This is a genomic window from Marinomonas sp. GJ51-14, assembly GCF_055808695.1.
Window position 1 is genome coordinate 581,332 of record NZ_CM147879.1, and the last position, 26,613, is coordinate 607,944.

Sequence of the window (26,613 nt, forward strand, 5' to 3'; positions counted from 1 at the left end):
CTAAGCTGAATGGGTCGTTTGTTTATACGGGGGCTTCTTACATTCCCGTACCTTACTTGGCACCTCTGCAATCAACCAGTTTTACTTGACCACTACAACTACCATTAAAAACTAGTCAGTTAAATAACTATCCTCCATCTCTGGATGAACTTCAAATCGTTCCGTTTCAAAATATAGAAGACCTACATCTTTTGGAGCAGCATCTAGACGATCTAACGTTCCATTAATTCGGAGACATTGTTCTGCATTGATATAGAAACGGTGGCCTTCTAACCATTTTAGATAATCATGATAGTTATCAAAGGTTGACGTTTCAAATAATATGACATATCTCTCAATTTTTGATTTGCTCACCAAACTCCTAATACGAGGAATAATATCGACAGTTCGATCATCCGACACGACAATCGCAAGCCTTCGAGGGCCACTCGACTTTACATATCGAATAGCTGAATTGAATCGAGATCCCCTTGAAGGAGTACATTGGTCGGTGGCTTCACCATCAAGAATAATCCCTATAGCATGACAAAAGCCTAATGGATCAAGTAATATTGTTCCATCAATGCCACTTACACTCTGGAGTAGAGATTTAGTAAGCGGGGTTGGCTGTATATTCGTGCCTTGTTTGCTAAGCCTACTAGTCTCTTCCACAGCATCTTCTGCAATGACAATCATACTGCCATGCTCTTGACGAGACTGAGCTATCAGCAGACTAAACAGGTTCAATCCATTCTCTTTCGTTGTACTTGGAAACAACCTTACATAATTTGCGAGAAAAGCAGCTTTATCAAAAGGCTCCTGTGGCAATTTAGGTACCGCATAGTAACTACGAAGCAGTACCTGTTCACCGCTACGTAACTCCCAATGGTAGTGATCAATAAATGCAACAGTAAACGCATCTTGTTCACTGGGATCGCGACATTCTTTAAATTGTCCAAGTCCATATATGTACGTGGTTGTTGCAATGATTCCTACACCAGTAGTTGCCATTTGTAATACTTTTCGAACCCATCTAGGTTCACTAAAAGGAATTGGCTTAACAAACCTAACTAAGAACTCGACTACATCACTGTCTGGATCAACAAGAATTAACATGCCTATACCTTTAGTGCCCTCATACATGAGTGAAGAAACGAGGTTTAAGTCATCAAAAAGCCTGTCACCTACAGGATGTTTCTCAATGACTAGTCCTGGTGTGCATAAAAAATTTTTCGCTGCAATCCGAACAATCTCTTGCTCATTCCTCATTCTAGAATAGGTAGATCGACCTGGTTCTGGTTTCTGCAACTCTTCGGTAGCCTCATGAAGAACCGAGTTAATCGCTGAATGTATCAAACTACGAGAACCATATACTTGATGCCTATTACCATTAGGTTTAGGGCGTAATGGAGGGAACTGTAATAATGTTGTATTGGGAATCTGTATGACAGGCGTAACATAATAATCAGCTAATCGCCTAGCACCTCCGCAGAAAGAGGTGACATCATTCTCTTCATCAAATATTTCAAGAGCACTCTTAACTGACATTCGGACTGAATCACGACGTATCCATTCTGGTTTGTCGCGCATGCTCGCATCATCACCATAAAACATATTTTGTAACTCATGATTTTGATAATTCGACTCTATAGAATTCAGTAGACCCTCGAATAATGATAGCTGCCATTTTCCATCTTCTGGCTCCACGCATATTGGATGTGTATCATTACTATCAGGACATCGTGCGCCAACCAGTAAAACTTCCGCATCAGCTGGTGCACCCAAGCTCTCAAGTACCTTCCGCGTCAATTCTCGGAGGTGTACTCTATAATGTGATTGATAGCCCCACATAAAAAGATAAATACCTTTACTAGACACCTATATTCCTCCAGTTTAACTACCGAATTCTGAGGTAATAATTTGCTGCATCCTCTTCAGAAATTACTCTATAGCCAGATAATTGTCAGAAAACTACGTAGTTATTCAAATAACATGATGCACTTACACTCTCGAATACACTTGTGAAACAATTCAAAAATATCTTCCTTAGATACGGTGTAGAAACAATTAAAAGAACATATTTGACTATTTTTTTAAACATTTCCGCCTATTTTTGTTGAAAGGTTAAAAAAACATCCATATAAATAGTAAATCTTGACCTTTAAAATGGAGTAATACATGCCTGATAGTCATGAATCGATCAGAATTTTAAGCTTGAATGGCGGAGGAGCAAGAGGACTTTTTACCATCAGTGTACTCGCTGAAATAGAACGTATATTGGAAGAAAAAACTGGTCTCAAGGAAGTTAAAGCTGGTGATTATTTTGACCTTATCACGGGGACATCTATTGGAGGTATCTTGGCTTTAGGGCTAGCCTCCGGTAAAAGCGCAAGAGAGCTAGAGTCTGTATTTAGAAGTAAAGCGCCAGACATATTCCCAAGGCGATGGAAATTCGTTAATACGGTGCGGTCTATTTTTATGCCAAAATATGATAGCAAACCTTTATATGATGCCGTCATAAGCATGATAGACCCTGAAATGTCATTTAATAATTTAAAGCGTCGTGTAATGATCCCAGCCGTCAACCTATCTACAGGCAAACCTCAATTTTTCAAAACCCCTCATAACCCAGATTTTAACAGAGATGGCCGTTTAAAACTAATTGATGCGGCTATGGCGACTTCTGCTGCCCCTACTTACTTCTCACCTCATTACTGTCCTGACATTGATTCTTACTTTGCTGATGGTGGGTTAGTAGCAAACAACCCTTCTTTTATTGGTCTCCATGAAGTTCTTCAAGATATGAAAAGTGATTTTGAACAAGCTAAAGTTGCTGACATTAAAATATTAAATATAGGAACATTAGGAGAAGAATACACTATTAGTCCTGCTGCAATTAGTAGTCAAAACTGGTTTAAGAAAGGCTACTTGGGGTTATGGGGAGCTGGAGAGCGGCTTGTTTTAACCACCATGACAGCAAACCAGTTACTACATAAAGCAATGCTCATACGTGAGCTTAGAACTCACAATGCAGTAGATAACTATGTGTACCTAGATGATACTATTCCTAATGAAGCAGCTTCAGATATTACAATAGATAATGCAAGCGAAAGTAGCCTTAGAAACCTATCAAGCAGAGGTAAACAGCTAGCTACAAATGAATTCACTACAAATCAACGCCTACAGTCTTTTTTTGATAAGCCTGCAGCTCAATTCATGAAAAAATCTAATTAAAGGAAAAACAATTATGCTTTGGGATTTACATGGTTACTATAGTAATAGAAGCGAAGGCCTAATAAGTAAATTGAAGCTAAGTGAGCCTAAAAAAGAAGAATTGAAAGAGCTTCGAAAAACAGTTCGTCACCGAATAACCTCAGTGTTTAAAGAAATACAGGACCTTGCAAAAAACAACACCGCATCTTATGACTCTATGTCTTTTTCTATATTGAAGGAAAACATTTCTCATACATCCATTAAATATTTAACATCTAACGAACAAAACACCATTTTGACCTTGCTAAACAACATGGATCGTAATGTAACCACTGATTTTTTAAAGCTGAAACCTAGATTTTGGACTCAAGGTAGTTTTCAATATGACACTCTCAATCTCCCATATAATTCACCTCCACAAGAAATTGATATTGATGATGGTGTTTATTTACCTATGGCTTTATTTGAAAATAAGCCTGTTATAGCCCATGAATTACTATTGCTACTTGTCGATTCCTCTCTTAAATCATTAGTTGCTGAACATAGTGGGTGGGAATTTGAAGCTAAAAGAACATGCGCGAGAATAAAAATCCCAGAAGCTAATATGCACATCGATGTTCCTATGTACGCAATTCCGGAAGAACAGTTTATAGAAAAAGAAGAGGCTGTTCTAAAAGCCTTCAATAGACAAGTCTACGACTCATCAGACTTAATGCTAGAGTCATATTCCAATTACGCAGTTGATCCTGAGTGCGTTAATTTGGCATTAAGGGACGATAAAAATAAATGGACCAATAGTGATCCTAAAATAGTTGAAGATTGGTTCAATCAAAGCAGTAAACGTATTGGTAGCCATTTAAAAAAATCATGCAGATTCATGAAGTCTTGGCGGGATGCTCAGTGGCGGAATGGCGGTGGTCCTTCCTCAATATCTCTAATGGCTGCAACAGTTAAAATTTTAGATACACATGCACATGATGAGACAAATTTTGGCGAAACAATGAAATTGATTGCCAATAAATTACCAGAAACGTTCAATGCTGGTGTAGAAAGCCCAGACGATACTGACGAAAAACCATTATTTCCTCCATTTTCTGAGCAAGACTTAACGCAGAAAGAAATTGTTAACAGAATGAGCGAGTTAGAGTCTATTTTAATTGAGTCTGAAATAGCACCGACTAGATCTGCCTCTCTACATAAAATTAACGAAGCATTTGGCCACCGAGTATCAAACCACGAACTTATCGTTACCAAGCCTGCAGCGCCTGCTTTTAAAGATGAACCAAGCGTATCAGCAAAACCTCAAGCAATCAGCTCAACATTTACGAGTGGCTAATTTTGTCAAAAGATAACATACATCAGATATTGCTGAGCTGTGGTTTTCGTTACACCTTAGCTCGGTATATTCCACAAAAATCCCCACTTTGTAAGTACGATAAGTCAAAAGGATTCTATGTTAAAGACTATAACCCCTCTGGTAAGGTTTTTAGAATAGCTTTAAGCATTCAAAATGACCCTCATATAAAGCTCCCTACTGCATACATCATAGAGCTCCCTGAAGAGTACAAGGGTGTTCTTATGCCTCATGTAAATTTCGGTTGGTATCTCTGTTATGTAGAACAAATGGAAGGAGATTGGAACCCCAATAATCTAAGTGCGACATACAACGATGTAGATCGCCAAATTATGAGAACCTTAACCAATTCGATACAATCTTTGACAGATGGTCTTTCGACTAGAGACCCTGAAATGGAAGGTGAGTTTGCATCATACTGGGTATATGAAAAGGAAGCGTATTTACTGACAGCACCTCCACCTCAGAAGGTATTTTCAAAGTTATCTTGCCATTCAATGGAGTTAAAAAATAAACAAGATCTATCATCTCCAGATCGCGAATGGATAATTTACTCTGACATAGAAAAAGATGGAGTTGCTTTATGGACAATCCAAAGAAACCTTGAAATAACAGAAGAAAGTTATTATGTGGCTTCTGCTTACTTCAAGATAACTCCAACTTCATTAGAAGCTAAATCATGGCCACCGGAAGGATTAAAGCAACTTTTTGACTGGCTCAGTAGTGTTGATCCTTATGGCTGTAGACGTATATTAAAATACTTATCAAGTAAACCAAACACTAAGAAGCATATGCTTTTATTGGACATTGAAAATCAGGATATTATTGGAGTATTAGTTGAATTAAACTTGGGTGCATTATCACTAAAGTCTCATAAAAATCTTCCTAATCAAAGGCGTCTCCTATTCGCTTTATCTAGCAAGGCTGCAACAAGAAGCTTCGAAAGATTCAAAATCACAAAAGCTGATAAAGACACTATTCTCCATAGAAATATGCCGAAATCACGATCTGGTAATTTGAACAAGAAAAGAATTGCCCTCATAGGGTGCGGTACAATTGGTGGTTATACAGCAGAATTGCTACTTCGATCAGGTGCTGGTTGTGAAGGCGGATGTTTTCATCTGTTTGATGGCGATAGTTTTGGAGCCCATAACTTTGGACGTCATTGCCTAACAACTGCGAGCATTGGTTCTAATAAAGCATCGGCTGTTGCTGCGTCACTTAACTCATCCACGCACATTAAGAAGAACATTCATGGGTTCGCCTTTAACTTTCCAGTGGAACCAAATATATTAAGCAGATATGACATCATCATTGACGCTACTGGTCGCCCCCCTATATCAAAGCGCTTAGCAGCAGTCGTTAGAAAAATCGAAAAAAATGAAAGGCCGCTCTTGATACATGGCTTCAATGATGGAAATGGACGAGCTAGTAAAGTTCTTATAGACGAAGGAAATAGCTGCTATGGCTGTTTACTATCAACACCATCCCTTTATAAAAATAATTTGGACCTCAGATTTCAGAGCTTAGAACAACAAGCTGAAAGGTTCATTAGCTGCGGCAGCTCTTATACTCCTTACGATGCATCTGTAAGCATTGTTACAGCCGCTTTGATTCAAGAAGCAGTATTACATTCATTAGAAAAAACTTTTCCTTGGACTTATAACGAACACATGTTTGATGGTAGCCGCTCACGTAAATCGAGGTTATTACCCCCTCACATAAACTGCACCATTTGCCATGAATAATGTTGAAATGGTATTTGGAGATGAACATGAAAATTTGGTTGTTATCATGCCAAGTGCACTACGCCGATTTTACATTTATAAACAGCTAAAAAGAGAGAGCAGCGAAGCGGGTGGCGTATTAATCGGAGAACGAAGAGGACAACACATTGTTATTTGGGATATCTCAGAACCAGGAATTGGCGATAAACGTAGTAGATATTCTTTTGATAGGCTTGGAAAGCATCATCAAAAAAAGATAAACGACGCTTATTCTCATTCCTCAGGAAAAATGCAATATCTAGGTGAGTGGCATACACACCCCGAAGACCATCCAAAGCCTTCAATAATCGATAAAAATACATGGCATAATCACCTACCTGTAATTCTACCTATGATTGTCATAATTATAGGAAGAGAAAGCATTTGGCTAGCGAAAAAAGCCAAAGGCAATATATGTACTATGAAACTAATCGAAACTTGAAATACATTGGAAGTTACCCATGCTTATAGTTTGATAAACTCGATCCTATTTCCCACAGAGTCCTAAGCTAAATTATCCTCAACTCTACACAGAATTGAGGATAATTGTCATTTACCATCAAAGAGAGATTGCAGATATTCCTCCCCCTGCAGTTACTAAAAGTTAGACTATGTTTTTATACTTTTCTACCATAAAAACATAGCCACCCCAACTCTGCACTAGAGAGCTTTGACAGTATTTTCCTTAAATTGACTTAGTGTTGAAAGGCTCTCTTGCAGTTGTTCTATCTGCTCAGCAACTTCGTGCTGCCTTTCTTTTGGTACTTCGGATATATCTTGAAATGAAATACGCTCCAAATCTGTGAGCAATCGTTTGAGTTGTTCCATTTGTTCCTCCTTGAACGGTTTGAAAGATCATATTAACTGTTTAAATTGTAGACTAGAAGATCTGAGAGCGCCGTTCAACCTCTTAGACTAAAACAGTTCATAGGAGGCAAGCACACCAATCTATTGTTGGGTATACTAAAAATTTAGCTCCCTATACTCTTTACGTACATCAAACATGAGACTTAGGCTCTGGCTGCTTAAGTCGCTGATCTCAGAAAGAGTTACGATCCCTCTATCAAGGTCATACGTTGCTAATGGCTCATTGGGGAAAAGAAAGGAAATAGACTCCTTTCGGGCAGGATCGTAGATGATTTTGTAGTAGTGGCTTGGGACTGACACTCGATCTCGAATACGTTTATTACCATGAAATATAGCACCGGTTATAATGAAGAGATTTTGTCTCTGCTCCGCCCAACTCCTAACGTTCTCCTCTAGCTTTTTCCAACCAACTTGGTTAAGTCCTGGGTCTTGAGGAGAGGCATTGGAGTACAAAACACTTTCCGTTTCTGAGGAGCAGTTAAAGTCAACGGTTGCTCTAGGAGCCATATGCCCTCGATCATATCCAGAGTTAGTATAATCATGACTAGTTGATTGATATTCTTCCGGAATGTCTGGATCATTGCGAAAGTTGGGTTGGGAAGAACAACTGGCTTCAACACTTTCTTTTGATACTAAATACTGAACCCACGCAGGGCCACGATGCTCATAACTGTAACCTAAAGCGTATCCTTGCCTACATAACAACTGATCAGCCGAAGACGGCACACCAAAGCTAGTATGACTTCCACACTGGAATGCCCAAGAGTAAGAGGTAAAACCAAGAGTTACTATGAGCATAGATATTTTAAAAAGATAGTTCATTCTTCCGTCTCCAATGCCACCAAGGGGTTGTGGGCTTCCCAAAGTTTTCTAGACATTAGTTGCCTGTGTGAATTGCTAAAAAACTGAGAGAATACTTTTCTAATATTCCAATTATATACAATTATATTTTTTCATATAATTGGAAATTTTTTGCTATGGGCATCAAAAACCACACCGCTTTACTTCTTACTAATCATTTCTTGTGTTGACACATTTCATGTATTTTTGACATAGCAGACTACGTTGAAACAAGCTTCCAACAGAACCAAGCTTTTAATATAAGTACAAATAACTGGGCTTACAAGCCAGAAGTCCACTTTCGGCTGCTACCAGCATTCCAGACAGTCCTCAGCTATACTACAAACTGGCAATCGATGATATTTTAGGTAGTACGTTATGACCTCAATAAAATTTTCAAACATATTTGAAGTGGTGGCTGCGAGCGACGAGGAAGCTCTAAATCTAAAGACTCAAGCAGAATTGATTGGTGTGATTCGTGATATGGCTACTAAAAATGGCTGGTCACATGTCGAGGTCTGTGCCTTAGGAAGCAGAATTATGATTAAGCGGGTAAATAGTCAAGTAAATGACAATCGACTAAGTGAGGCTGAGCTACTTGAAGGGCTAAATTCTCATACGGCTCATGCTGATGAAATGTTTCTAAATGTTGATAACGAGCTCGCTGAAGCACTAATAGATCAACTCAATGAATTAAAACTCCCTTTTATTGTTCGATCTCATAAAGGATCTTAAAAAACGCACAGGAAGTGGAATCAACCGTTCCAAGTAAAATCAGACCCTGACTTCATGACAGACCGAAAAAATATCATTGAAAATATTGGGCGATTTAACCTTGATTAAGAAAGCTATTATTAAATTAAAAATTAAATAATCTCACTTAACAAAAAATGAAATGTAGTTCATAAATAAGGACCTGTTTGGCCTCTACTAAAGCTACTTCAATTAATCCTAGCAACCATAGAGAAATATAATGTTAGTTACAAATGAAATAACGCAAATGACCAAAGCGATAGTAACCCAGTTGCCTATTCTGAATGGCATATCGAGCACTGGTGAGCACCAACAAGCCCTTATACTTTTAGAAGACTTGTTAGAACACTATGACGAAAACCTGATCATTATTGAAGCCTTAAGTAATGTCATTGCTCGGTATGAGGATAAGGCAGCAGAGTTTGATGCTTTCAATAAACGACAGACAGCTATCAATCAAGCGACGGCGACACTAACAGTCTTGATAGATCAGGGCCTAGTTAATACAGATCAGACCTAAGTTCATTATAAGCAAAAAATCCTGACGTATAATTGAGTACAGCTTATAAGATAGCTACACCAACCATTAAAACCACAACACCGTGGCCAATCTACACCAAACGGTCACTTACTCTATGTATTCCTTCTTTAGTAACCATAATCGACTCTGGTAACTTACCACCTAACGCTAGTGCAGGTGCTTTAATCCATGATTTCCATTTGTCTTCGTCACCAAATAGCTCTAGACCCAATTGATAAACCCTTTTCCTCATTTCAGATGCTTTAACTATCTCTAAGGTTGTGGCATAGGTGTCTGCTAGAACACAGTAAAATTTAGATCTAGGATTTAACTATAAAAATTTCATTTTTAAATATAATATTCTGTTTTTAGGTTTAATTAATTCAAAAAAAAAACAATATCAAGTAAAATCAAAGTACATAGATATTTAGATGAAAATTAATTTTCAGAAACTCAGTATTATTTATAGGTTGTAGGGTAAACATATGTTTTTTGGTAAAAAAAAGCTAAACGCTCGCATATTAGAATTAGAGAAAGAGTTAAGTAGTTTCGAGTCAGTGAAAACGGATTTGCGATCAGAAATGCTCTATTTTTCATTGGATCAACACGGTGTTATAACCAATGCAAACGACCTTTTTTAAAATCGACTGAGTATTCTCTTAATGAGGTTGTAGGTAAATCTTTATCTAAAATATTGCCAGAGACTAAAACTAACGAAAAGAATATAGCTGGCGTGATGGGAGCCATTTCGAAAAAAACGCATTGGCATGGAGCACTTAAAGTTGACTCGAAGAGTGGGAATAGAGTTTGGCTTAGGGCAATTGTGCAACCCATTACAAAGCCTAGCTCAAATAACGTCCAATTTGAAGTATATTCTTCCGAGCTTACTAGGACCATTACACATTCTAATGAAATGAAGGATCTAATTTCTGCTCTAAACAGGTCTACAGCGACAATAGAATTCAACCTCGATGGAACGATCATTACTGCGAATGAAAACTTCACCAACTCTATGGGGTATTCATTGGATACAATAATAGGACAACATCATCGAATGTTCTGTTCTAAACAAGAAGCAGAGTCACCTGAGTATCAACGTTTTTGGGATGAATTGAGAGCAGGAAAATTTTTCTCATCAAGATTTGAGCGAATAGACGCTTCTGGTCGCAGTGTTTGGTTAGAAGCATCTTATAACCCCGTCCATGACCAAAATGGGCGCTTATACAAAGTAATTAAATTCGCAACAGTTATAACCGAATTAGTTAACCGTGAAATTGCAATCAGTGAAACATCCCAGATTGCCTATGGAATTTCAAAAAACACTGTAAACAATGCCAACATAGGAAGTGGTGTTATTGATCAAACAATTATGAAAATGAAAGAACTGACTGAGCAGATGCAAGCTGCTAGTGAAGGAATCACTCGTCTAAATGAACAATCCGATAAAATTGGAGATTTGGTTTCAAATATTAGTGGTATTGCCGACCAAACCAACTTACTTGCATTGAATGCAGCCATTGAGGCGGCTCGTGCTGGGGAGCAGGGACGAGGGTTTGCAGTTGTAGCTGATGAAGTAAGAAATCTAGCGTCTCGCACTACATCATCTACAGAAGAAATTATCTCTGTTGTCACTGAGAATAAAGAGCTTACGAAAAGAGCGGTTAGCCTCATTAGCGAAGGTATGGTTATTAGTAATGAAGGACTAGAGCTTTCGACCGAATCTGGAAAGGTCATGACTAAAATTAAAGCCGGTGCCACTGAAGTTGTTGAAGCAGTCAGTAAATTCGGCAACTCTCTTTAAGAGTGATATCGATTAATAAGAGGCCTCAATGGATTTGAAGCCTCTTATTTTAATTTCGCAAGCAATCGTACTATATTAAAATAGACCCGAGTGACTCTAAAGCTTTAGATGACTGATCTATAGCTGAATTAACTTTTCTAATTGTGTCCATAACAGCGTCAATGCTCTCTTTAGCGTCTTTTGATTGTTTCGCAGCCTCTCTAAGCTTTAAAATCACTGCATTTAATGGTTCTGATCCGTTATCTAACGCACCATCCATAATTTCATCATACTTTTCTTGTAAAGCGCGACGATTAGCTAGTAATTTTCGTCTTTGCTCGGCTTCAATAGCGTCCTGCTCTGAAAGTAGCGGCCATAGCTCACCGATTTCATTCATTAACTTTTGAATGTCATCCAGCATATCTATAGTACTTGTAGTGTCAGTCATATTTTTCTCCAATATATATCTTAACTATTTATGGTGCCGGCTTTAAGGTTTGCAGAACATGCCTTTTGCACGATCAGTTACAATTTCAGTTTTACATGTTAATACTAATTTTTCGATGTCATCAAAGCTGCCATGCACCTCTTTAATATCACTCACTGCACGTAATATTGATTTACTATTAAAATCATTATTCTCAAGTTCTTTACGTAATATTCCATGCGCAGACATTACCGACTTAACAGATATCCTTGCCTGCTCAACAGAAGCAGTAGAGGCCTGCAAATTAATATATTTATTTTTTATATTAGCTAAAATAACTTGTCGTTGCGCTATTGTCGTTCCAGACAATCCTGCATTATAGTCAGCTAAAATACCTTCAAATTCAAAAGCACGCACCTGATACAGCTTTCTCTCAATAAGTCCCCTCAAAAACTCCTGATCAATGATTTTTCCTAATTCCTGAACAGCATCATCGGTATTAACTATTATTTCTCTCAAAGCCTCTGCGCGTTTATTTTGAGTATAAAAGTACCCTATCTCACCAACTACTCTACTAATTTTACTGGCAGACTGGTCATCAATAATATCTTTACTATTATCACTTAGAACTTTGTATTGCTCATTCATGCCTGTTATTGAAGTGGATAAATTCAAGGCCAACTGAGAATACTCTTCTCTTGATCCTGAGTTAGCTAACGCAACTAGTGATTTGGCGTATAAATTCAATTCTTCATTAGCCCGGACCAAAGCATTGTTTTTATAGTTAGTGGCTTTAATTAACTGTTTATTTAGTGGCTCTAAACTACTAAGTGTCAGCTTACCTCCCTCATGTGAGAGCGCGATAATTTCTTGCTGTATACCTGCTTCCCGAAATTCTCTGAGAACAATATCGATATCAGATGTAACTTGCTCTGCAGCCATGCCAAACGCTTCCACCTGCCCTGTTGGAGTTGTGCTACATGCTGCTAATAAAAAACTGCCTAGGGCAATGACTAATATTTTGTTCATTTGCTTTCCTTTTGTTCCTTCAATAAACTAAACCTATCTAGATGCGACCTAGTAAAGAAATAATCATATCTAGATAAGTTACGTAAATACTATATATTTTCACAGACTGCCATTTATTTGCAAAGATTGATCGAGTTCATCATTAACCTTTCAAATCGAGACTTTATCCATAAAAAATATCAAGCCCCATTCTTCCAATCAAGAAAACCAACAGCACTAAAAAGCCAATTCGGATAAAGCGGCTTCCATATCTAATAGCGAGAAAGACACCGACAATTGCCCCAAGAATGTTACAACTAGCTACCAGTAGCCCCACACACCACAGAACATTTCCAGAGGGGATGAAAAACAAGAGTGCAGCAGTAAATGTCCCCATATTGATTAGTTTTGCTGAGGCCGATGCATTTAGGAAATCAAAACCAAACCCTCGAACAAATAGAAATATTAAAAAACTACCGCTACCTGGTCCAAATAACCCATCATAAAATCCTATCAGCCCACCGAAAATCATTCCTTTGATTATTTCTGCCTTATTCCCTATTAACTGCTGATGCGTCTTTCCTAGATCCTTTTTTACAAACGTATAAATGGCCATTGTAACAAGAAGGCAAAATACCACTATTTGCATTATTTCCTTGGGAATTAAGGATACGGATGTGGCTCCTAAATAGGAAAAGAAGAAAGCAGATAAAGCGGTAGGTATAACGATTTTCCAAACAATTTTAACGCGTTTCATATACTGAAATATTGAGGATAATGTACCAGCCCATACAGCTATTTTATTCGTTCCGAATACAGTTGTGATTGTGTATTCTGGTAACGCATGAAGTAAGGCAGGCATCAGAACTAGCCCGCCACCTCCAACTGCAGCGTCAATTAATCCACCGAAAAATGAAAACAAACCTAACGTATAAAGATCAATGGACATATTAAACCCGTAATGCTAAAGATATATCCCTCTATCTAAATGATACTTGAGTCTTATAATAGGGATATGTATATTTATTTGTTTTACTCTGTAAGAGCTTGATGAAGAGCACAAAAAGTTTTACCAACTTTTGAGTTATAATCGAGCATTGTTAGTTTCAATTGATCAATATCAAAAGAAATATTGTATAGTTGAGAATAAACGCATACGGCAGCTAAAGCATGTAACCCATGTTTGTTTTCAACTTCACTCGAGTGAGAAAAAATATAACTTCTAGCATTTTTAAATGCTTTATCATCATCAACCAAAAAGGGTTTTATTTTCAGAAGCTTTTTATCAATATATTGAGCAATGTAATTATACTCCCTTCCATTCCAAAGCTCTGATGATATCGAAACCATCATTGCACTAAGGGTAGATTGAATGTATTCAGTTGATTCAACAGGTGCTTTGTGACTATTTACTCCTATTGAATAAAGAAAATCAGAAAAATCATTGCATTCCTGTATTTGATAGCTAGGACTAATCCATTGTTCGCAACCAAAAGCCTCAGCCAAATATTTATACATTCCATCATGGCCTTTGTGACCTAAACCAAAATCATCTTTTGCAACTTCATACATATGAGCCATAGTTAAAGAGTAGCCTGATGACTTACATGGATGAATAAAAGCCGTATCAGCAGCAAGGCGCATAATAAGCTTTGCTGACACTAAGCTCGTTGTCTTATGAGTTTCATTCCACCCATTGAAGAATTTAAGCAAACCTACATCAACAACATCCTTGTCTAACAAAGCCATGAATGCTTTCTCAGTATGGAACTGAGCTTCACGTGTAATAGGGTCAAGAAGAACTTCAAGCATCATGCTTTGAATTGCATCAACATTATCAACCTGGGCAAATACAGGATCTTTTTTTTCTAAACCAGAAATTTTTCGCCCATGTATTTTTAGTGATTCTATATGACTAGGTAATTTGGAAATAAATGCTTCACCAAATTCTTGCATTCCTTGAAAAGAACCTTTAGATAATAAAGGTTTTTGATGTCGTTCAATTACATCTGTAGTCATGTGAGCTCCTTATAGTCAAAAAATCCTAAATAACCTTCATTATCGTGTCTCCACGCTTTGCTACTCCCTACTAATAAAGATAATGTGCTAGAAAGGTAAGTAAAAGTGACTTATATTGATTCGACAAGTCTTTTAAAGTGATCAATCATGGAGCTATCTCAGTTACGAATGTTTAAGAAAATTACAGATACTGGAAGCATTGCAAGAGCTGCGGAGCAACTCCATTGTGTCCCTTCAAACGTCACAACAAGGATCAAACATTTAGAGGAAGAGTTAGGAGTATTACTGTTCATAAGAAAAGGACGTGGTTTGATCCTTAGCCCTTCTGGAATCATTTTTTTAGAGTACACAAATAAAATCCTCACTCTTTGTAACGAGGCTAAAAGATCCATCAGCTCCGACTCCCCCTATAGGTCAGCTTAGTATTGGAGCCATTGAATCTTCAGCAACAAGTAGATTACCTAAGCTATTATCTCAATATCATCAATCTTATCCAGGAGTTACAATTGAGTTCTCTACTGACACATGGAAAAATTTAGAACACAAGGTTGTAAACCATGAAATTGACGGTGCTGTTATTGCAATTAAAAGTGCTCACCCAAAGGTTAATTGTGAAAAGATCTATGAAGAAGAATTGATCATAATCGCATCTTCTATGTTGAATAATATTGATTCAGCAGAAAGTCTAATTGGCAAGAATATTTATATGTGGCCTGATGGTTGCCCATATAGGAAAGCGCTAGAAATTTGGCTCTCAGAGAGCGATGTTTTTGTCCCCATCACCAGTATAGCAAGCTATGGAACTATTCTTGGGTGTGTAAGCTCTGGGACTGGAGTATCATTAGTCCCTAAAGGTATATATGAACAATTTAAGTCAATAGGCGGTATAAAAGGGTACTCATTTGCTGAATTAAAACCTATTCATAATTTTTTCATATGGAATAAAGAAACAGGTTATCACAGAGCAAAAGATGCATTTTTGGAGCTCCTAAAAACAGACATATAATATATAAAAGAAACCATTAGAAAATCTAGGAGGAATGCTATCAAGTCAAGCAGCACCACTTATGTTTCTAAAAGCCCAATAGAAGCCAAAAATATAGCTGGCTTATTACTCTCTCACCGCTCACATCCTCGATCAATTCTAAACTAATTGGTAATGAACATATTTTTCATTTAAGTAATCTCTACATCAACGGAATTTTCAATATCATTTATCACTATGAAATATCAATTGTAATAATTCATTATCAAATAGCAATATTCCTTACACCACCTACTAGCGCCGCGGCAGAACAAGAGTGATGAGGAGACCGAAATGGACGTTCAGACCAATGCCAATCCAGCCCCATTTTTCGCCCCGCGACAGATTGCACAGACGCCACGGCCAAAGCCTCCTCTTCTGTCATCGTGGGCATAATGCTTGGTAATCGCGAAGCCAACATGGTTTTCCCTGTCCCAGCAGGACCAATAAACAACAGATTATGACCACCTGCTGCAGCGACTTCCAACGCACGTCGTGCTTGATATTGCCCTTTCACATCGCGCATATCTTTGTGATCTAAAGGTAAAGGTTCGACGGACTTGGAAACACAGGTAGGTAAGGCAGAAAGCTTCAAAAGATGCGCCGTCACTTGAGTTAGGTGTTTGGCAAATACAGAATTGCCCTCGACTAATGCCGCCTCTTGTTGATTGTCTTCTGGCAAAATTAACTGTCGATTCGAATTATGACAAGCAATGGCAGAAGGTAATAAACCTGGGACACCTCGAATATCGCCAGACAAAGCCAACTCACCAATAAATTCCATATCACCTAAATGAACTTCACCTAATTGACCTGATGCTGCCAGCACGCTAATGGCAATAGCCAAATCATAACGCCCACCTTCTTTAGGTAAATCAGCAGGAGCAAGGTTGATGGTGACTCTACGAGTGGGAAACTCAAAATGACTGTTAATAATTGCGCTGCGCACTCTATCTTTAGATTCACGCACAGCCGCTTCGGGTAAACCCACTATATTTAAGGAAGGTAAGCCGTTTGAAATATGAGTTTCAACGGTAACCAAAGGGGAAGACACGCCCACACGGGCACGACTGTAAATAGTAGCTAAACTCATGATCACTCCTTGATCGTATTTTGTGCCTATTCATGACAAACCATGTATGGCAAATAATGTATGACGAACAATCCATTTCGTCATTATTCTCGTATACAGTTTTTCTAGATGTTCGTTTTTCTATTCGCTCTACATACAATAAAAGAACCAACTAAAAGGTTGAATTAAAAATATGCATCAAATAAACCCGAACAAATTACTTCTGTCTAAATGGACTTCCACATCACCCACTCACAAAGAGAAGCATTTTATTGTCACTGAGCTAATTCGTGATGAACAAGACAAAGTCACTGAATGTGTAATTGAGGCTGTCATCAATAAACACCAATATTGCTTGCCTTGGCAATCACTGTCTTCTGCTGATAACTGGAAGCAGGGTTGGAAATAGACAGCAGAACTAAAGCCTACTTATTTAACTTAGCTTTTTGATTCAGCTTCCAGTTCATTCAAACGCGCTTCTAAAGCAACAAGCTTGGTTCGATATTTTGCCAACATGGCCTCTTGCACTTCGAACTCTTCTCGCGTAACTAAGTCCATTTTAGTTAGCGTATTACGAGCCACTTCATGTAACTGAGCTTCGATTTCCTCTTTTGGTAATTTGCCTAATGCCTCTGCCGCTTGCTCTAAACCAGAACCTAGTTGCTTAATAAATTGATCAATCATGTCATTCTCATACGTTGTCTGACTAATACCTAAATAATACACAGTCTTACTTAATAGTGTGCATAGTATAGAGGTCGATGAAAGGTACAAACAAGTCATCTTGTTTATCAATCAGTGATCTAAAGGTTTTCAACAAACAACAAGAGTGCATTTTTGATTTGCCCCATTATTTTCCGCCTCTTTTTTGTGCGAAAACTTTCCATTGAATGAATTTTTTTGATGCAAAGCCCTTAAATAAAGCCAACCTATGATTTTTTAGGCGGTTCTTTTTATTGATTAGAAGCAAGAAGATAAAGTACTTACAAGACAAAACGGCGCAGATAAATAAAGAAGTCGCACTAAATTGAAGCGACATAATATAAAGACAGCCCAATATGCCGCACTAAACAGAGCGATTCACCACTCGTTTTAATTCCCAAAAGCCGACAAAATCCTTACAAAGCCTTTAATCTAAGGACACATCAATAGCTGGCACGCATATTGAATAAAGCTATTTACCTGCGATATGAACAATAAAACTGACTTTATAAAGGGAGACAGTGGGTATGAAGCTTATAACTGCCATCATCAAACCATTTAAACTGGATGATGTTCGAGAAGCACTTTCTGAAATTGGTGTTCAAGGTATCACCGTTACAGAAGTAAAAGGTTTCGGACGTCAAAAAGGCCACACAGAGTTATACCGTGGCGCGGAATATGTTGTAGATTTTTTACCTAAAGTAAAAATCGAACTTGCTATTGCAGACGACATGACAGACCAAGTTGTTGAAGCCATTACAGGCGCTGCAAACACTGGCAAAATCGGCGACGGTAAAATCTTTATCGTTAACCTTGAACAGGCGGTCCGTATTCGTACCGGCGAGACTGGCGTCGAAGCAGTTTAATACTGTTCGAATCTTACAAGCCTTTAGGGGGGCGAAACATGCAAGATCAAATTTTTCACTTACAATATGCCATGGACACCTTTTACTTCTTGGTGTGTGGCGCACTGGTTATGTGGATGGCAGCTGGCTTTGCCATGCTGGAAGCAGGTCTAGTACGTGCTAAAAACACCACAGAAATTCTAACTAAGAACGTGGCTTTGTTTGCCATCTCTTGCATCATGTACCTAGTATGTGGTTATTCCGTAATGTACGGTGGCGAGTGGTTCTTAACTGGTATTCAAAGTGTAGATGTAGATTCTACTCTATCTGACTTTGCCGGTCGTGATGGTGGCTTCGAGGGTGGTTCTATCTACTCTGGCGCTTCTGATTTCTTCTTCCAAGTTGTATTCGTAGCAACTGCAATGTCCATCGTTTCTGGTGCCGTTGCTGAGCGTATGAAGCTTTGGGCTTTCCTAGCATTCGCTGTAGTCATGACTGGTTTTATCTATCCAATGGAAGGTAACTGGACTTGGGGTGGCGGTTCTGTATTCGGTATGTTTAGCCTTGGTGACCTAGGTTTCACTGACTTTGCAGGTTCTGGTATTGTTCACATGGCGGGTGCTTCTGCAGCATTGGCAGGTGTTCTAGTACTTGGTGCTCGTAAAGGAAAATACGGTCCAAACGGCGAAGTACGTGCTATTCCTGGTGCTAATCTACCTCTTGCTACATTAGGTACATTGATCCTTTGGATGGGTTGGTTCGGTTTCAACGGTGGTTCTGTTTTGAAACTTGGCGATATCGCAAGTGCTAACTCTGTTGCTATGGTGTTCTTGAACACAAATACAGCAGCAGCTGGTGGCGCAATCGGTGCACTTATTCTAGCTCGTATCTTGTTCGGTAAAGCCGATCTAACTATGCTTCTAAACGGCGCACTAGCTGGTTTGGTTGCTATTACAGCAGGTCCTGATACACCTTCTGCACTAGGCGCGACTTTAATCGGTTTAGTTGGTGGTATGATAGTTGTTGTTTCCATCCTGACTCTAGACAAGCTAAAAATTGATGATCCAGTGGGCGCTATCTCTGTTCACGGTGTTGTTGGTCTTTGGGGCTTGCTAGCTGTTCCTCTAACAAACGACGGTACTACATTCGGCGGACAAATCGCTGGCGCTCTTACTATCTTCGTTTGGGTATTCGTAACAAGCCTAGTTGTTTGGTTGATCATCAAAGCCATCATGGGTGTTCGTGTTAGCGAAGAAGAAGAATACGAAGGTGTTGACCTTTCTGAATGTGGTATGGAAGCGTACCCTGAATTCAAGAAGTAACTCTTCTAAGATATATTGAGAAAGTTCAAACTGCTTTCTAATCAAGACCCTCGCCTCGGCAGGGGTTTTCTTTTTTCTGCTGTTACATTTTTTAGAGGCTAAACAACAAATTTAACACCCCCATGACACTAATAAGCGCTATGATCACATCAGTATTCTGTTATGCATATATAAACGCCTCAAAGGAGCCAAAATGCGAGAAGACTTACATTTAACTATCCGTAATCTCACCAACAATGATTACGAACAAGTGAAAACGTTAATGGATAAGGTTTATCACGATATTGGCGGGGCTTGGCCTGAACACACCATACATAAGCTCATTAAAGATTTTCCTGAGGGGCAAATTTGCCTTGAAGATCACGGCAAAATTGTCGGTCTCGCTTTGTCTGTTCAAGTAAGCTACCAGCGCTTCAGTAACCCACATACTTATGATGATTTGATCGATCAAAAAGAAAATATTCTAAACGACGATCTAGGCGACGCTATGTATGGCTTAGATGCGTTAATTGCACCTGAATATCGAGGTTACCGTCTTGGTCGCCGTTTATATGAAGCAAGAAAAGAACTTTGTCGCCAACATAACTTACGGGCGATTTTAGCCGGCGGCCGTATTCCGAATTATCATGAACACGCCCATGAAATGAATCCGGCAGAATATTTAGAAGCCGTGCGTGAACGCAAAATTTACGACCCGATTTTGACTTTCCAGTTATCGAATGATTTCCAGGTCACTCGCTTACTAAAACGTTACATGCCAGAGGACGAAAAATCTCAGGGCTATGCAACACTTTTAGAGTGGAAGAACATTTTTTACGTACCAGAAACCAGTGTTATCCGCTCTCGTAAAACACAAGTTCGTATTGGTGCGATTCAATGGCAAATGCGAGAAGTAGAAAGTGTTGATGAGTTACTCAAACAAGTTGAGTACTTTGTTGATGCTGTATCTGATTATAAAAGTGACTTTGTGCTTTTCCCTGAATTCTTCAACGCGCCTTTAATTGGCTTAAGCCCAGATCAAAGCAACCAAACTGAAGCAATTCGTTTTCTTGCCAGTTTTACAGAACGCTTTAAAAATGAAATGTCGCAATTGGCCGTCAGTTACAACATCAACGTCATCACAGGGTCCATGCCCTTGATGGAAGACGACATTCTCTACAACATCAGTTACTTATGTCGACGTGACGGAACAGTAGAAGAACAAAAGAAAATACATATTACCCCCCATGAACGCCGTGACTGGATCATTCAAGGTGGGAACGACCTTCGTGTATTTGATACTGACGCAGGCCGTGTGGGTATTTTGATTTGTTATGATGTTGAGTTCCCTGAGTTAGGCCGATTATTAGCCGCACAAGATATGGACATTCTGTTTGTTCCTTTTTGGACAGATACTAAAAATGGTTATTTGCGTGTACGTCGTTGCGCTCAAGCCCGCGCTATTGAAAATGAATGTTATGTGGTTATCTGTGGTAGCTGTGGCAACCTGCCTCAAGTGGAAAACTTAGACATCCAATATGCACAAAGCTCAGTATTCTCCCCTTCTGACTTCTCCTACCCACATGATGCGGTCATGGCAGAAACAACACCGAATACAGAGATGATCATGTTCTCAGATCTTGATCTAGACAAGCTCAAACAAACACGAAGTGAAGGGTCTGTAAATAACTTAAAAGATCGTCGTACGGACCTTTATTCTGTTAATTGGAAGTATAAAACATAAGCGCCTTATCGAGAAAAAATGCTATATAGCCGCACCTTTGCGGCTATATTTTCTGTGATAACATGGACGCCATAGTGCAACCTTATTCAAAAAAAGCGTACTGACGCTTTTACATTGACTCAAAGAACACAAAGAGAATCTCATGGCCAAAGCAAAAACCGCTTTTGTATGTAATGAATGTGGAGCCGACTATGCAAAATGGCAAGGCCAATGCCAAGCTTGTAACGCATGGAACTCCCTATCAGAAATACGCCTCACTTCTAGTAAAACATCAGCGCGCGTTGCTGCCAATCAAGACCCTCGTTATCAAGGCTATGCGGGCGCGATTACTGGTATTCAGAATCTATCCGACATTGATTTAGGTGATGTGCCTCGCTTTAGCTCTGGTGCCCATGAATTTGATCGTGTTCTTGGGGGCGGTTTGGTTCCAGGTGGTGTGGTATTAATTGGTGGCTCGCCTGGTGCAGGTAAAAGTACATTATTACTGCAAACCATGTGCTGGTTAGCACAAGAACAAAGTGCCTTATATGTAACAGGAGAAGAATCCTTACAACAGGTTGCTATGCGTGCTCAGCGTTTAGGTTTGCCGACACAAAATTTGAAAATGCTTTCTGAAACCAATGTAGAAGCCATTTTAAATATCGCTCAACAAGTAAAACCGAAAGTCATGGTAATCGACTCCATTCAAGTTATGCATTTGGATGGTATTGAATCAGCCCCAGGTAGCGTATCTCAAGTAAGAGAAAGCGCTGCAGTCTTAACCCGCTTTGCTAAACAAACCCAAACAGCCGTGCTACTAGTTGGTCACGTCACCAAAGACGGTACATTAGCTGGACCAAAAGTACTTGAGCACATGGTCGATTGCTCAGTTTTATTGGAAGGTTCTGAAGACTCTCGTTTTAGAACACTTCGCGGCATGAAAAACCGCTTTGGTGCCATTAATGAACTAGGGGTTTTTGCCATGCTCGAAAATGGTCTAAAAGAAGTCAAAAACCCAAGCTCTATTTTCTTAAACCGAAGCAATCACCCAGCTGCTGGCAGTCTGGTTATGGTGGTATGGGAAGGTACACGACCTTTACTAGTCGAACTTCAAGCTCTGGTGGATGATTCTGCATTAGGTAACCCAAGACGTGTTACCGTTGGCTTTGATCATAACCGATTAGCAATGTTACTCGCTGTTTTACACAAACATGGCGGCTTACATACGGCAGATCAAGATGTGTATTTGAACGTGGTTGGTGGTGTAAAAGTACTGGAAACCAGTGCGGATCTCGCGGCAATTTCTGCTGTCGTGTCTAGCTTCCGAGACAGAGTCTTACCGCACGATTTAGTTGTATTGGGTGAAGTAGGTTTATCCGGAGAAATACGCCCTGTGCCATCAGGCCAAGAACGCATCAGTGAGGCGGCCAAGCACGGATTTACCAGAGCCGTTGTACCAAAAGCCAATTGCCCGAAAAAGCCAATAGCAGGCATGAAAGTAATTGGTGTGGAACGCTTGTCTGAAGCACTTGATGCAATTTTTGAAAACTAGCTCGTTAAGTTATTTAGCGAGTTATTTATTTTTAATCATTAGTAAGTTCGAAGAGGTCCGCCTCTGGCTCATCTTCCATTCCATAAGGTAAGGCTTTTGCAGAATCGGCGTCTAAACGATCTTGTCGCGCTTTCAATAAGCGAGCGCGACGCTGCTTACAAAGATCCAAAATGCCATGACGAGCTTCATTGGATATAGAAAACCATTGAAACCGTTCTTCACGACTACGTAAGCAACCTTTGCAAAAACCTTTCGCACTGTTTTCACAAACACCTTTGCAGGGACTTTCTATGGTAAACAGTTCTATTTGTTCCATACATTATCCACCGCATTTTCAGCTTTAATTTTTATTGTGTGGCAAGTTGGAAATCATACACTTCTTCTGGTGACAAAAAATACACTCTATCGTCTGGCGCAGCCTCAAGTGAGAACCAATAAAAGCGATCAGAAACCCCCATTTCTAAATAGAAATTTACATAGGCAGCATGCACAGGATCAGCACTGTTTATGTTTGCGGCTTTTATCTTAGTACCATCAGACCAAGCATGAACACCAACGCCAGCACCCGCACCAATAATTCTTTCTACACCACCTAAGAATAGATCAACACCGCCAGAAAGCACAAAACCAGTTGGTGCAATACGAGTATTCAAACCAAGACGACGAATCAAACGCGCACCTTCCATTGTTGCTTGCTGATCAAAAGATCCATGGATATCCACCAAAACAAGATCAGTGACATTTGGGTTTTCTTTTACGAAATTACTTAATCGATCAACCAGATCACTGCCTAGCACTCCAGACAAATAAGCAGTGTCATCTTTAACTTCAAAACTCAATTCGCCAACAGATTTCATATTTTCTTGGCTAGAAGATGCAGCACAACCTAATAATGAAAACGTCAGTAAACACGTGAACAACTTAGTCACATACAAACGCATTTTTATAGTCTCCATGCTGCATCTTATGAATTAAAAAAATATAGTAACATTCCATCAGATTAGATCAAAACCTGTACAAATAAAACAGCCTTGGACAATAGCTTGGAAAAATTTTAGATAAAAAAAGACCGCTTATCAAAAGATAAGCGGTCCAAAAGACACTTCTAATAATATAGCCTGAATTCAAGCTTAGAAATGCACGGGATTTAAGATGGGAAAGCGAAGCTCTTACCCTCTCGTACGCCAGCCGAAGGCCAGCGTTGAGTAATGGTTTTACGTTTGGTGTAAAAACGAACAGCATCAGGGCCATAAGCATGTAAATCACCAAACAATGAACGCTTCCAACCACCAAAGCTGTGATACGCCACTGGAACAGGTAATGGCACATTGATGCCAACCATACCAACTTCGATATGATCAGAGAAATAACGTGCAGCTTCACCATCACGAGTGAAAATACAAGTACCATTGCCATATTCATGGTCATTAATCAGCGCCATGGCCTCATCCATAGTGTCGACTCGAACCACTTGTAAAACAGGCCCGAAAATTTCTTGTTGATAGCTATCCATCTCTTTAGTTACGCCATCAATTAAAGTCGCTCCCACAAAGAAACCTTTTTCATAACCTACAACAGATGGATTACGACCATCAACAACCACAGTGGCACCTTGTGCTTCTGCACTATCAATAAAACCAACCACTTTGTTCTTATGCTCTTGCGTAATGACAGGGCCAAAATCATTAGTTTTGTCTGAGCACTCACCTACTTTAAGCGGCTTCATAGCTTCAGCCATTTTACTTATTAAAGCATCACCTGCTGATTTCCCTACGGCTACAGCAACCGAAAGCGCCATACAACGCTCACCAGAAGAACCAAATGCAGCGCCTAATAATTGACTTACCACGTTATCCATATCTGCATCAGGCATTACAATTGCGTGATTTTTCGCACCGCCTAGAGCCTGACAACGCTTACCGTTCGCACTTGCTTTACTGTAAATGTATTCTGCAATTGGCGTTGAACCAACAAAGCTGACGGCTTTCACGCGAGAGTCTTCTAATAAAGTATCAACTGCTTCTTTATCACCGTTTACCACGTTGAAAACACCTGGAGGTAATCCAGCTTCGTGCAAAAGCTCGGCGATAAACAATGCTGTACTTGGGTCACGCTCAGATGGTTTAAGAACAAAAGTGTTACCGCAAACAATCGCCATTGGAAACATCCATAAAGGCACCATCGCTGGAAAGTTAAATGGTGTAATACCAGCCACAACACCTAATGGCTGAAATTCACTCCATGAGTCGATATTTGGTCCCACATTTTTACTGAATTCACCTTTAAGTAATTCTGGCGCGCCACATGCGTACTCAACATTCTCGATACCACGTTGCAATTCACCTGCAGCGTCATGACAAATTTTCCCGTGTTCAGCACCTATCAATTCACAGATTTTATCTGAATGTTTTTCTAATAAGGCTTTGTAATTAAACATTACACGAGCACGCTTTAAGGGCGGTGTATTGCGCCATTCAGGATAAGCGGCTTGAGCAACGGCAATAGCTTCTTCCACAGTCGCTTTCGAAGCAATAGCCACTTTTTTCGCGACTAAACCTGTTGCTGGGTTAAAAACATCTTGGGTGCGTGTCGATTCTTGTGACAGCTTGCCACCAATCAAATGTCCGATAATTTCCATGAGCGCTCCCTATTAATTAGGCAAAATAAGTAAGTAAAACCGTTCAATAAATAATGACGAACAGGGTTTTACTCTGTATTCGTCTATATAAATGAATCTGTATTGACTCTACTATGCCAGAGTAATAGATTATAAAAACCCTATTTTATTAACGCTTAGTTAATCTTTTAGTTAACTAAATTTCATCCAAATTCCTGTGACTAAAACAAAAAAGGCAAACAAATGAAAAAGTTTAAAAGTCAGGTCAGTGATGCCGATCTTAGGATCTTACGAATTTTCAAAACAGTTGTTGAATCTGGCGGCTTTTCGGCAGCTGAAGTAGAGCTCAACATTAGTCGTGCAGCCATCAGCATAGCTATCTCTGATTTAGAAACACGATTAGGTTTTCGACTTTGCCAACGTGGGCGCTCCGGGTTTTCTCTAACTAACGAAGGCAGTCAAGTTTACGACCATACTCTTCAACTTTTATCTTCTATCGAGGATTTTCGCACCCATATCAACGCCCTCCACCAGCACTTAAAAGGCGAATTAAACATAGGAATAACAGATAACCTGGTGACCCTACCTCATACTCGTATCACCAGAGCATTAGCTGGGTTAAAAGACAAAGGCCCACAAGTGACAATTAACATTAGAATGATTCCACCTAATGATGTGGAAAGAGGCGTATTAGATGGAACCTTACATATTGGTATAATTCCTGATCTAAAAATCCTCAGCGGATTAGATTATAACCACCTTTACCAAGAGGAATCTAAACTCTATTGCAGCGACACACATCCCCTTTTTAGGGTCGACGATAAGAAGATATCCAAAGCTAAACTCAAGGAATTCGACGCTGTTTTGCCGGCCTATGCACAGACACCGGAAATCAAAACTCAACATCAACCGTTAACAGCCAGTGCAACTGCCACAGACCGAGAAGGTATCGCATTTCTTATTTTAACGGGACGTTACATTGGATTTTTGCCTGACCACGTAGCAGAACACTGGATTCGTGATGGCCGTATGCGTGCTATCTTGCCAACCCAATGCCATTATGTGACGCAATTTTCGTCTATTACTCGAAAAGGCGCACGCTCAAACCTTGTTTTAGAAACCTTCTTAAAAGAGCTAGAAAAAACACAGTAACCTAGACCTGTTAAAAATAAGCTAACATAAAAAATCATACTAACCTTCAAAGATATTCCCTGAAGATATATCTTTAATATATATTTAAAAATTCATATC

27 protein-coding genes and 2 pseudogenes are annotated in these 26,613 nt (G+C 39.3%); 16 read left to right on the forward strand and 13 right to left on the reverse strand.

The annotated features are described in order from the left end of the window. Nucleotides 1-111: 111 nt before the first annotated feature. Complete coding sequence (locus AC0L3Y_RS02835; protein WP_473470578.1) at nucleotides 112-1,830, reverse strand: diadenylate cyclase; 1,719 nt, start codon at nucleotides 1,828-1,830, stop codon at nucleotides 112-114. Between the two features lie 327 nt (nucleotides 1,831-2,157). Between AC0L3Y_RS02835 and AC0L3Y_RS02840 the strand changes: the two genes are divergently transcribed. Genes AC0L3Y_RS02840 through cap3 form a run of 4 tightly spaced genes read left to right on the forward strand, consistent with a single transcriptional unit; the run spans nucleotide 2,158 to nucleotide 6,754 of the window. Next, entirely contained in the window at nucleotides 2,158-3,213 is a 1,056-nt protein-coding gene (locus AC0L3Y_RS02840; protein ID WP_473468502.1) for a CBASS cGAMP-activated phospholipase, read from the forward strand. 13 nt (nucleotides 3,214-3,226) lie between these two features. Continuing rightward, nucleotides 3,227-4,528: a CBASS cGAMP synthase gene (locus tag AC0L3Y_RS02845; RefSeq protein WP_473468505.1), complete on the forward strand. Its 1,302-nt coding sequence runs from the start codon at nucleotides 3,227-3,229 to the stop codon at nucleotides 4,526-4,528. Nucleotides 4,529-4,530: 2 nt separating this feature from the next. Next, nucleotides 4,531-6,294 (forward strand): E2/UBC family protein, encoded by a 1,764-nt coding sequence (locus AC0L3Y_RS02850; protein ID WP_473468507.1) that lies wholly within the window; start codon nucleotides 4,531-4,533, stop codon nucleotides 6,292-6,294. After that, nucleotides 6,287-6,754 carry a CBASS system CD-NTase/cGAS isopeptidase Cap3 gene (gene cap3 / locus AC0L3Y_RS02855; protein ID WP_473468511.1) on the forward strand — a complete coding sequence of 156 codons (468 nt, stop codon included), beginning with the start codon at nucleotides 6,287-6,289 and terminating at the stop codon, nucleotides 6,752-6,754. Before AC0L3Y_RS02850 ends, cap3 begins: the two co-directional genes overlap by 8 nt. A 218-nt stretch (nucleotides 6,755-6,972) precedes the next feature. On the opposite strand, the gene AC0L3Y_RS02860 is transcribed toward cap3, so the two are convergent. Next, the gene (locus AC0L3Y_RS02860) at nucleotides 6,973-7,140 is read right to left on the reverse strand and encodes a hypothetical protein (RefSeq protein WP_473468513.1); all 168 of its coding nucleotides are present in this window, start codon (nucleotides 7,138-7,140) and stop codon (nucleotides 6,973-6,975) included. A gap of 135 nt (nucleotides 7,141-7,275) precedes the next feature. Continuing rightward, nucleotides 7,276-8,001 carry a DNA/RNA non-specific endonuclease gene (locus tag AC0L3Y_RS02865; RefSeq protein WP_473468516.1) on the reverse strand — a complete coding sequence of 242 codons (726 nt, stop codon included), beginning with the start codon at nucleotides 7,999-8,001 and terminating at the stop codon, nucleotides 7,276-7,278. Nucleotides 8,002-8,397: 396 nt separating this feature from the next. On the opposite strand from AC0L3Y_RS02865, the gene AC0L3Y_RS02870 reads away from it, so the two are divergent. Together AC0L3Y_RS02870 and AC0L3Y_RS02875 are read left to right on the forward strand one after the other, a co-directional pair. Next, nucleotides 8,398-8,754: a hypothetical protein gene (locus AC0L3Y_RS02870; RefSeq protein WP_473468518.1), complete on the forward strand. Its 357-nt coding sequence runs from the start codon at nucleotides 8,398-8,400 to the stop codon at nucleotides 8,752-8,754. A gap of 238 nt (nucleotides 8,755-8,992) precedes the next feature. Beyond that, complete coding sequence (locus AC0L3Y_RS02875; RefSeq protein ID WP_473468521.1) at nucleotides 8,993-9,292, forward strand: hypothetical protein; 300 nt, start codon at nucleotides 8,993-8,995, stop codon at nucleotides 9,290-9,292. Nucleotides 9,293-9,383: 91 nt separating this feature from the next. Here the strand turns inward: AC0L3Y_RS02875 and AC0L3Y_RS02880 are convergent, their stop codons facing one another. Next, nucleotides 9,384-9,545: an antitoxin Xre/MbcA/ParS toxin-binding domain-containing protein gene (locus tag AC0L3Y_RS02880; RefSeq protein ID WP_473468523.1), complete on the reverse strand. Its 162-nt coding sequence runs from the start codon at nucleotides 9,543-9,545 to the stop codon at nucleotides 9,384-9,386. A gap of 441 nt (nucleotides 9,546-9,986) precedes the next feature. Here AC0L3Y_RS02880 and AC0L3Y_RS02885 point away from each other — a divergent pair. Together AC0L3Y_RS02885 and AC0L3Y_RS02890 are read left to right on the forward strand one after the other, a co-directional pair. Further along, nucleotides 9,987-10,505, forward strand: a pseudogene (locus AC0L3Y_RS02885) (PAS domain-containing protein); the annotation flags it as partial. Nucleotides 10,506-10,664: 159 nt separating this feature from the next. Then, a pseudogene (locus AC0L3Y_RS02890) lies at nucleotides 10,665-11,093 on the forward strand (methyl-accepting chemotaxis protein); the annotation flags it as partial. A 70-nt stretch (nucleotides 11,094-11,163) separates the two neighbouring features. Here the strand turns inward: AC0L3Y_RS02890 and AC0L3Y_RS02895 are convergent. The 4 genes from AC0L3Y_RS02895 to AC0L3Y_RS02910 all read right to left on the reverse strand — a co-directional run bounded on the left by AC0L3Y_RS02895 (nucleotide 11,164) and on the right by AC0L3Y_RS02910 (nucleotide 14,526). Continuing rightward, entirely contained in the window at nucleotides 11,164-11,520 is a 357-nt protein-coding gene (locus tag AC0L3Y_RS02895; protein ID WP_473468526.1) for a hypothetical protein, read from the reverse strand. A 42-nt stretch (nucleotides 11,521-11,562) separates the two neighbouring features. Then, on the reverse strand, nucleotides 11,563-12,528 hold the full coding sequence (locus tag AC0L3Y_RS02900; RefSeq protein ID WP_473468529.1) for a putative periplasmic lipoprotein: 966 nt from the start codon (nucleotides 12,526-12,528) through the stop codon (nucleotides 11,563-11,565). Nucleotides 12,529-12,691: 163 nt separating this feature from the next. Continuing rightward, on the reverse strand, nucleotides 12,692-13,456 hold the full coding sequence (locus AC0L3Y_RS02905) for a sulfite exporter TauE/SafE family protein (protein ID WP_473468533.1): 765 nt from the start codon (nucleotides 13,454-13,456) through the stop codon (nucleotides 12,692-12,694). An 83-nt stretch (nucleotides 13,457-13,539) separates the two neighbouring features. After that, nucleotides 13,540-14,526 carry a hypothetical protein gene (locus AC0L3Y_RS02910; RefSeq protein ID WP_473468536.1) on the reverse strand — a complete coding sequence of 329 codons (987 nt, stop codon included), beginning with the start codon at nucleotides 14,524-14,526 and terminating at the stop codon, nucleotides 13,540-13,542. Between the two features lie 147 nt (nucleotides 14,527-14,673). Between AC0L3Y_RS02910 and AC0L3Y_RS02915 the strand changes: the two genes are divergently transcribed. Continuing rightward, nucleotides 14,674-14,949, forward strand: coding sequence for a LysR family transcriptional regulator (locus AC0L3Y_RS02915; protein ID WP_473468538.1), 276 nt, complete (start codon nucleotides 14,674-14,676; stop codon nucleotides 14,947-14,949). After that, entirely contained in the window at nucleotides 14,936-15,532 is a 597-nt protein-coding gene (locus AC0L3Y_RS02920) for a LysR substrate-binding domain-containing protein (RefSeq protein ID WP_473470579.1), read from the forward strand. The genes AC0L3Y_RS02915 and AC0L3Y_RS02920 overlap by 14 nt, the downstream gene beginning before the upstream one ends. Before the next feature lie 244 nt (nucleotides 15,533-15,776). Here the strand turns inward: AC0L3Y_RS02920 and AC0L3Y_RS02925 are convergent, their stop codons facing one another. Further along, nucleotides 15,777-16,643: a YifB family Mg chelatase-like AAA ATPase gene (locus tag AC0L3Y_RS02925; protein WP_473468543.1), complete on the reverse strand. Its 867-nt coding sequence runs from the start codon at nucleotides 16,641-16,643 to the stop codon at nucleotides 15,777-15,779. A 172-nt stretch (nucleotides 16,644-16,815) separates the two neighbouring features. On the opposite strand from AC0L3Y_RS02925, the gene AC0L3Y_RS02930 reads away from it, so the two are divergent. Continuing rightward, nucleotides 16,816-17,031: a TIGR02450 family Trp-rich protein gene (locus AC0L3Y_RS02930; protein WP_473468546.1), complete on the forward strand. Its 216-nt coding sequence runs from the start codon at nucleotides 16,816-16,818 to the stop codon at nucleotides 17,029-17,031. A 29-nt stretch (nucleotides 17,032-17,060) separates the two neighbouring features. Here AC0L3Y_RS02930 and AC0L3Y_RS02935 read toward each other — a convergent pair whose 3' ends face one another. Continuing rightward, nucleotides 17,061-17,306 (reverse strand): accessory factor UbiK family protein, encoded by a 246-nt coding sequence (locus AC0L3Y_RS02935; protein ID WP_473468550.1) that lies wholly within the window; start codon nucleotides 17,304-17,306, stop codon nucleotides 17,061-17,063. A gap of 545 nt (nucleotides 17,307-17,851) precedes the next feature. Between AC0L3Y_RS02935 and glnK the strand changes: the two genes are divergently transcribed. The 4 genes from glnK (at nucleotide 17,852) to radA (ending at nucleotide 22,745) form a co-directional block, all read left to right on the forward strand. After that, nucleotides 17,852-18,190 (forward strand): P-II family nitrogen regulator, encoded by a 339-nt coding sequence (gene glnK, locus AC0L3Y_RS02940; protein WP_024023270.1) that lies wholly within the window; start codon nucleotides 17,852-17,854, stop codon nucleotides 18,188-18,190. 38 nt (nucleotides 18,191-18,228) lie between these two features. Further along, nucleotides 18,229-19,491 (forward strand): ammonium transporter, encoded by a 1,263-nt coding sequence (locus AC0L3Y_RS02945; RefSeq protein WP_473468554.1) that lies wholly within the window; start codon nucleotides 18,229-18,231, stop codon nucleotides 19,489-19,491. 193 nt (nucleotides 19,492-19,684) lie between these two features. Then, the gene (locus tag AC0L3Y_RS02950) at nucleotides 19,685-21,214 is read left to right on the forward strand and encodes a GNAT family N-acetyltransferase (protein WP_473468558.1); all 1,530 of its coding nucleotides are present in this window, start codon (nucleotides 19,685-19,687) and stop codon (nucleotides 21,212-21,214) included. Between the two features lie 142 nt (nucleotides 21,215-21,356). Then, nucleotides 21,357-22,745: a DNA repair protein RadA gene (radA, locus tag AC0L3Y_RS02955; protein WP_473468560.1), complete on the forward strand. Its 1,389-nt coding sequence runs from the start codon at nucleotides 21,357-21,359 to the stop codon at nucleotides 22,743-22,745. A gap of 31 nt (nucleotides 22,746-22,776) precedes the next feature. Here the strand turns inward: radA and AC0L3Y_RS02960 are convergent, their stop codons facing one another. From AC0L3Y_RS02960 to AC0L3Y_RS02970, 3 genes are all read right to left on the reverse strand, one after another. After that, entirely contained in the window at nucleotides 22,777-23,061 is a 285-nt protein-coding gene (locus AC0L3Y_RS02960; RefSeq protein ID WP_473468562.1) for a DUF1289 domain-containing protein, read from the reverse strand. Nucleotides 23,062-23,092: 31 nt separating this feature from the next. Further along, the gene (locus AC0L3Y_RS02965; RefSeq protein ID WP_473468563.1) at nucleotides 23,093-23,701 is read right to left on the reverse strand and encodes a COG3904 family protein; all 609 of its coding nucleotides are present in this window, start codon (nucleotides 23,699-23,701) and stop codon (nucleotides 23,093-23,095) included. Between the two features lie 191 nt (nucleotides 23,702-23,892). Further along, on the reverse strand, nucleotides 23,893-25,383 hold the full coding sequence (locus AC0L3Y_RS02970; RefSeq protein ID WP_473468566.1) for a CoA-acylating methylmalonate-semialdehyde dehydrogenase: 1,491 nt from the start codon (nucleotides 25,381-25,383) through the stop codon (nucleotides 23,893-23,895). A gap of 222 nt (nucleotides 25,384-25,605) precedes the next feature. On the opposite strand from AC0L3Y_RS02970, the gene AC0L3Y_RS02975 reads away from it, so the two are divergent. After that, complete coding sequence (locus AC0L3Y_RS02975; protein WP_473468569.1) at nucleotides 25,606-26,514, forward strand: LysR family transcriptional regulator; 909 nt, start codon at nucleotides 25,606-25,608, stop codon at nucleotides 26,512-26,514. Nucleotides 26,515-26,613 lie beyond the last annotated feature (99 nt).

What these genes read in the sequence shown, in the direction of transcription:
- AC0L3Y_RS02835 (WP_473470578.1), bottom strand. Translation starts at nt 1,830, where the DNA reads ATGTGGGGCTATCAATCACATTATAGAGTACACCTCCGAGAATTGACG.
- AC0L3Y_RS02840 (WP_473468502.1), top strand. Translation starts at nt 2,158, where the DNA reads ATGCCTGATAGTCATGAATCGATCAGAATTTTAAGCTTGAATGGCGGA.
- AC0L3Y_RS02845 (WP_473468505.1), top strand. Translation starts at nt 3,227, where the DNA reads ATGCTTTGGGATTTACATGGTTACTATAGTAATAGAAGCGAAGGCCTA.
- cap3 (WP_473468511.1), top strand. Translation starts at nt 6,287, where the DNA reads ATGAATAATGTTGAAATGGTATTTGGAGATGAACATGAAAATTTGGTT.
- AC0L3Y_RS02860 (WP_473468513.1), bottom strand. Translation starts at nt 7,140, where the DNA reads ATGGAACAACTCAAACGATTGCTCACAGATTTGGAGCGTATTTCATTT.
- AC0L3Y_RS02865 (WP_473468516.1), bottom strand. Translation starts at nt 8,001, where the DNA reads ATGAACTATCTTTTTAAAATATCTATGCTCATAGTAACTCTTGGTTTT.
- AC0L3Y_RS02870 (WP_473468518.1), top strand. Translation starts at nt 8,398, where the DNA reads ATGACCTCAATAAAATTTTCAAACATATTTGAAGTGGTGGCTGCGAGC.
- AC0L3Y_RS02875 (WP_473468521.1), top strand. Translation starts at nt 8,993, where the DNA reads ATGTTAGTTACAAATGAAATAACGCAAATGACCAAAGCGATAGTAACC.
- AC0L3Y_RS02880 (WP_473468523.1), bottom strand. Translation starts at nt 9,545, where the DNA reads ATGAGGAAAAGGGTTTATCAATTGGGTCTAGAGCTATTTGGTGACGAA.
- AC0L3Y_RS02895 (WP_473468526.1), bottom strand. Translation starts at nt 11,520, where the DNA reads ATGACTGACACTACAAGTACTATAGATATGCTGGATGACATTCAAAAG.
- AC0L3Y_RS02900 (WP_473468529.1), bottom strand. Translation starts at nt 12,528, where the DNA reads ATGAACAAAATATTAGTCATTGCCCTAGGCAGTTTTTTATTAGCAGCA.
- AC0L3Y_RS02905 (WP_473468533.1), bottom strand. Translation starts at nt 13,456, where the DNA reads ATGTCCATTGATCTTTATACGTTAGGTTTGTTTTCATTTTTCGGTGGA.
- AC0L3Y_RS02910 (WP_473468536.1), bottom strand. Translation starts at nt 14,526, where the DNA reads ATGACTACAGATGTAATTGAACGACATCAAAAACCTTTATTATCTAAA.
- AC0L3Y_RS02915 (WP_473468538.1), top strand. Translation starts at nt 14,674, where the DNA reads ATGGAGCTATCTCAGTTACGAATGTTTAAGAAAATTACAGATACTGGA.
- AC0L3Y_RS02925 (WP_473468543.1), bottom strand. Translation starts at nt 16,643, where the DNA reads ATGAGTTTAGCTACTATTTACAGTCGTGCCCGTGTGGGCGTGTCTTCC.
- AC0L3Y_RS02930 (WP_473468546.1), top strand. Translation starts at nt 16,816, where the DNA reads ATGCATCAAATAAACCCGAACAAATTACTTCTGTCTAAATGGACTTCC.
- AC0L3Y_RS02935 (WP_473468550.1), bottom strand. Translation starts at nt 17,306, where the DNA reads ATGATTGATCAATTTATTAAGCAACTAGGTTCTGGTTTAGAGCAAGCG.
- glnK (WP_024023270.1), top strand. Translation starts at nt 17,852, where the DNA reads ATGAAGCTTATAACTGCCATCATCAAACCATTTAAACTGGATGATGTT.
- AC0L3Y_RS02945 (WP_473468554.1), top strand. Translation starts at nt 18,229, where the DNA reads ATGCAAGATCAAATTTTTCACTTACAATATGCCATGGACACCTTTTAC.
- AC0L3Y_RS02950 (WP_473468558.1), top strand. Translation starts at nt 19,685, where the DNA reads ATGCGAGAAGACTTACATTTAACTATCCGTAATCTCACCAACAATGAT.
- radA (WP_473468560.1), top strand. Translation starts at nt 21,357, where the DNA reads ATGGCCAAAGCAAAAACCGCTTTTGTATGTAATGAATGTGGAGCCGAC.
- AC0L3Y_RS02960 (WP_473468562.1), bottom strand. Translation starts at nt 23,061, where the DNA reads ATGGAACAAATAGAACTGTTTACCATAGAAAGTCCCTGCAAAGGTGTT.
- AC0L3Y_RS02965 (WP_473468563.1), bottom strand. Translation starts at nt 23,701, where the DNA reads ATGGAGACTATAAAAATGCGTTTGTATGTGACTAAGTTGTTCACGTGT.
- AC0L3Y_RS02970 (WP_473468566.1), bottom strand. Translation starts at nt 25,383, where the DNA reads ATGGAAATTATCGGACATTTGATTGGTGGCAAGCTGTCACAAGAATCG.
- AC0L3Y_RS02975 (WP_473468569.1), top strand. Translation starts at nt 25,606, where the DNA reads ATGAAAAAGTTTAAAAGTCAGGTCAGTGATGCCGATCTTAGGATCTTA.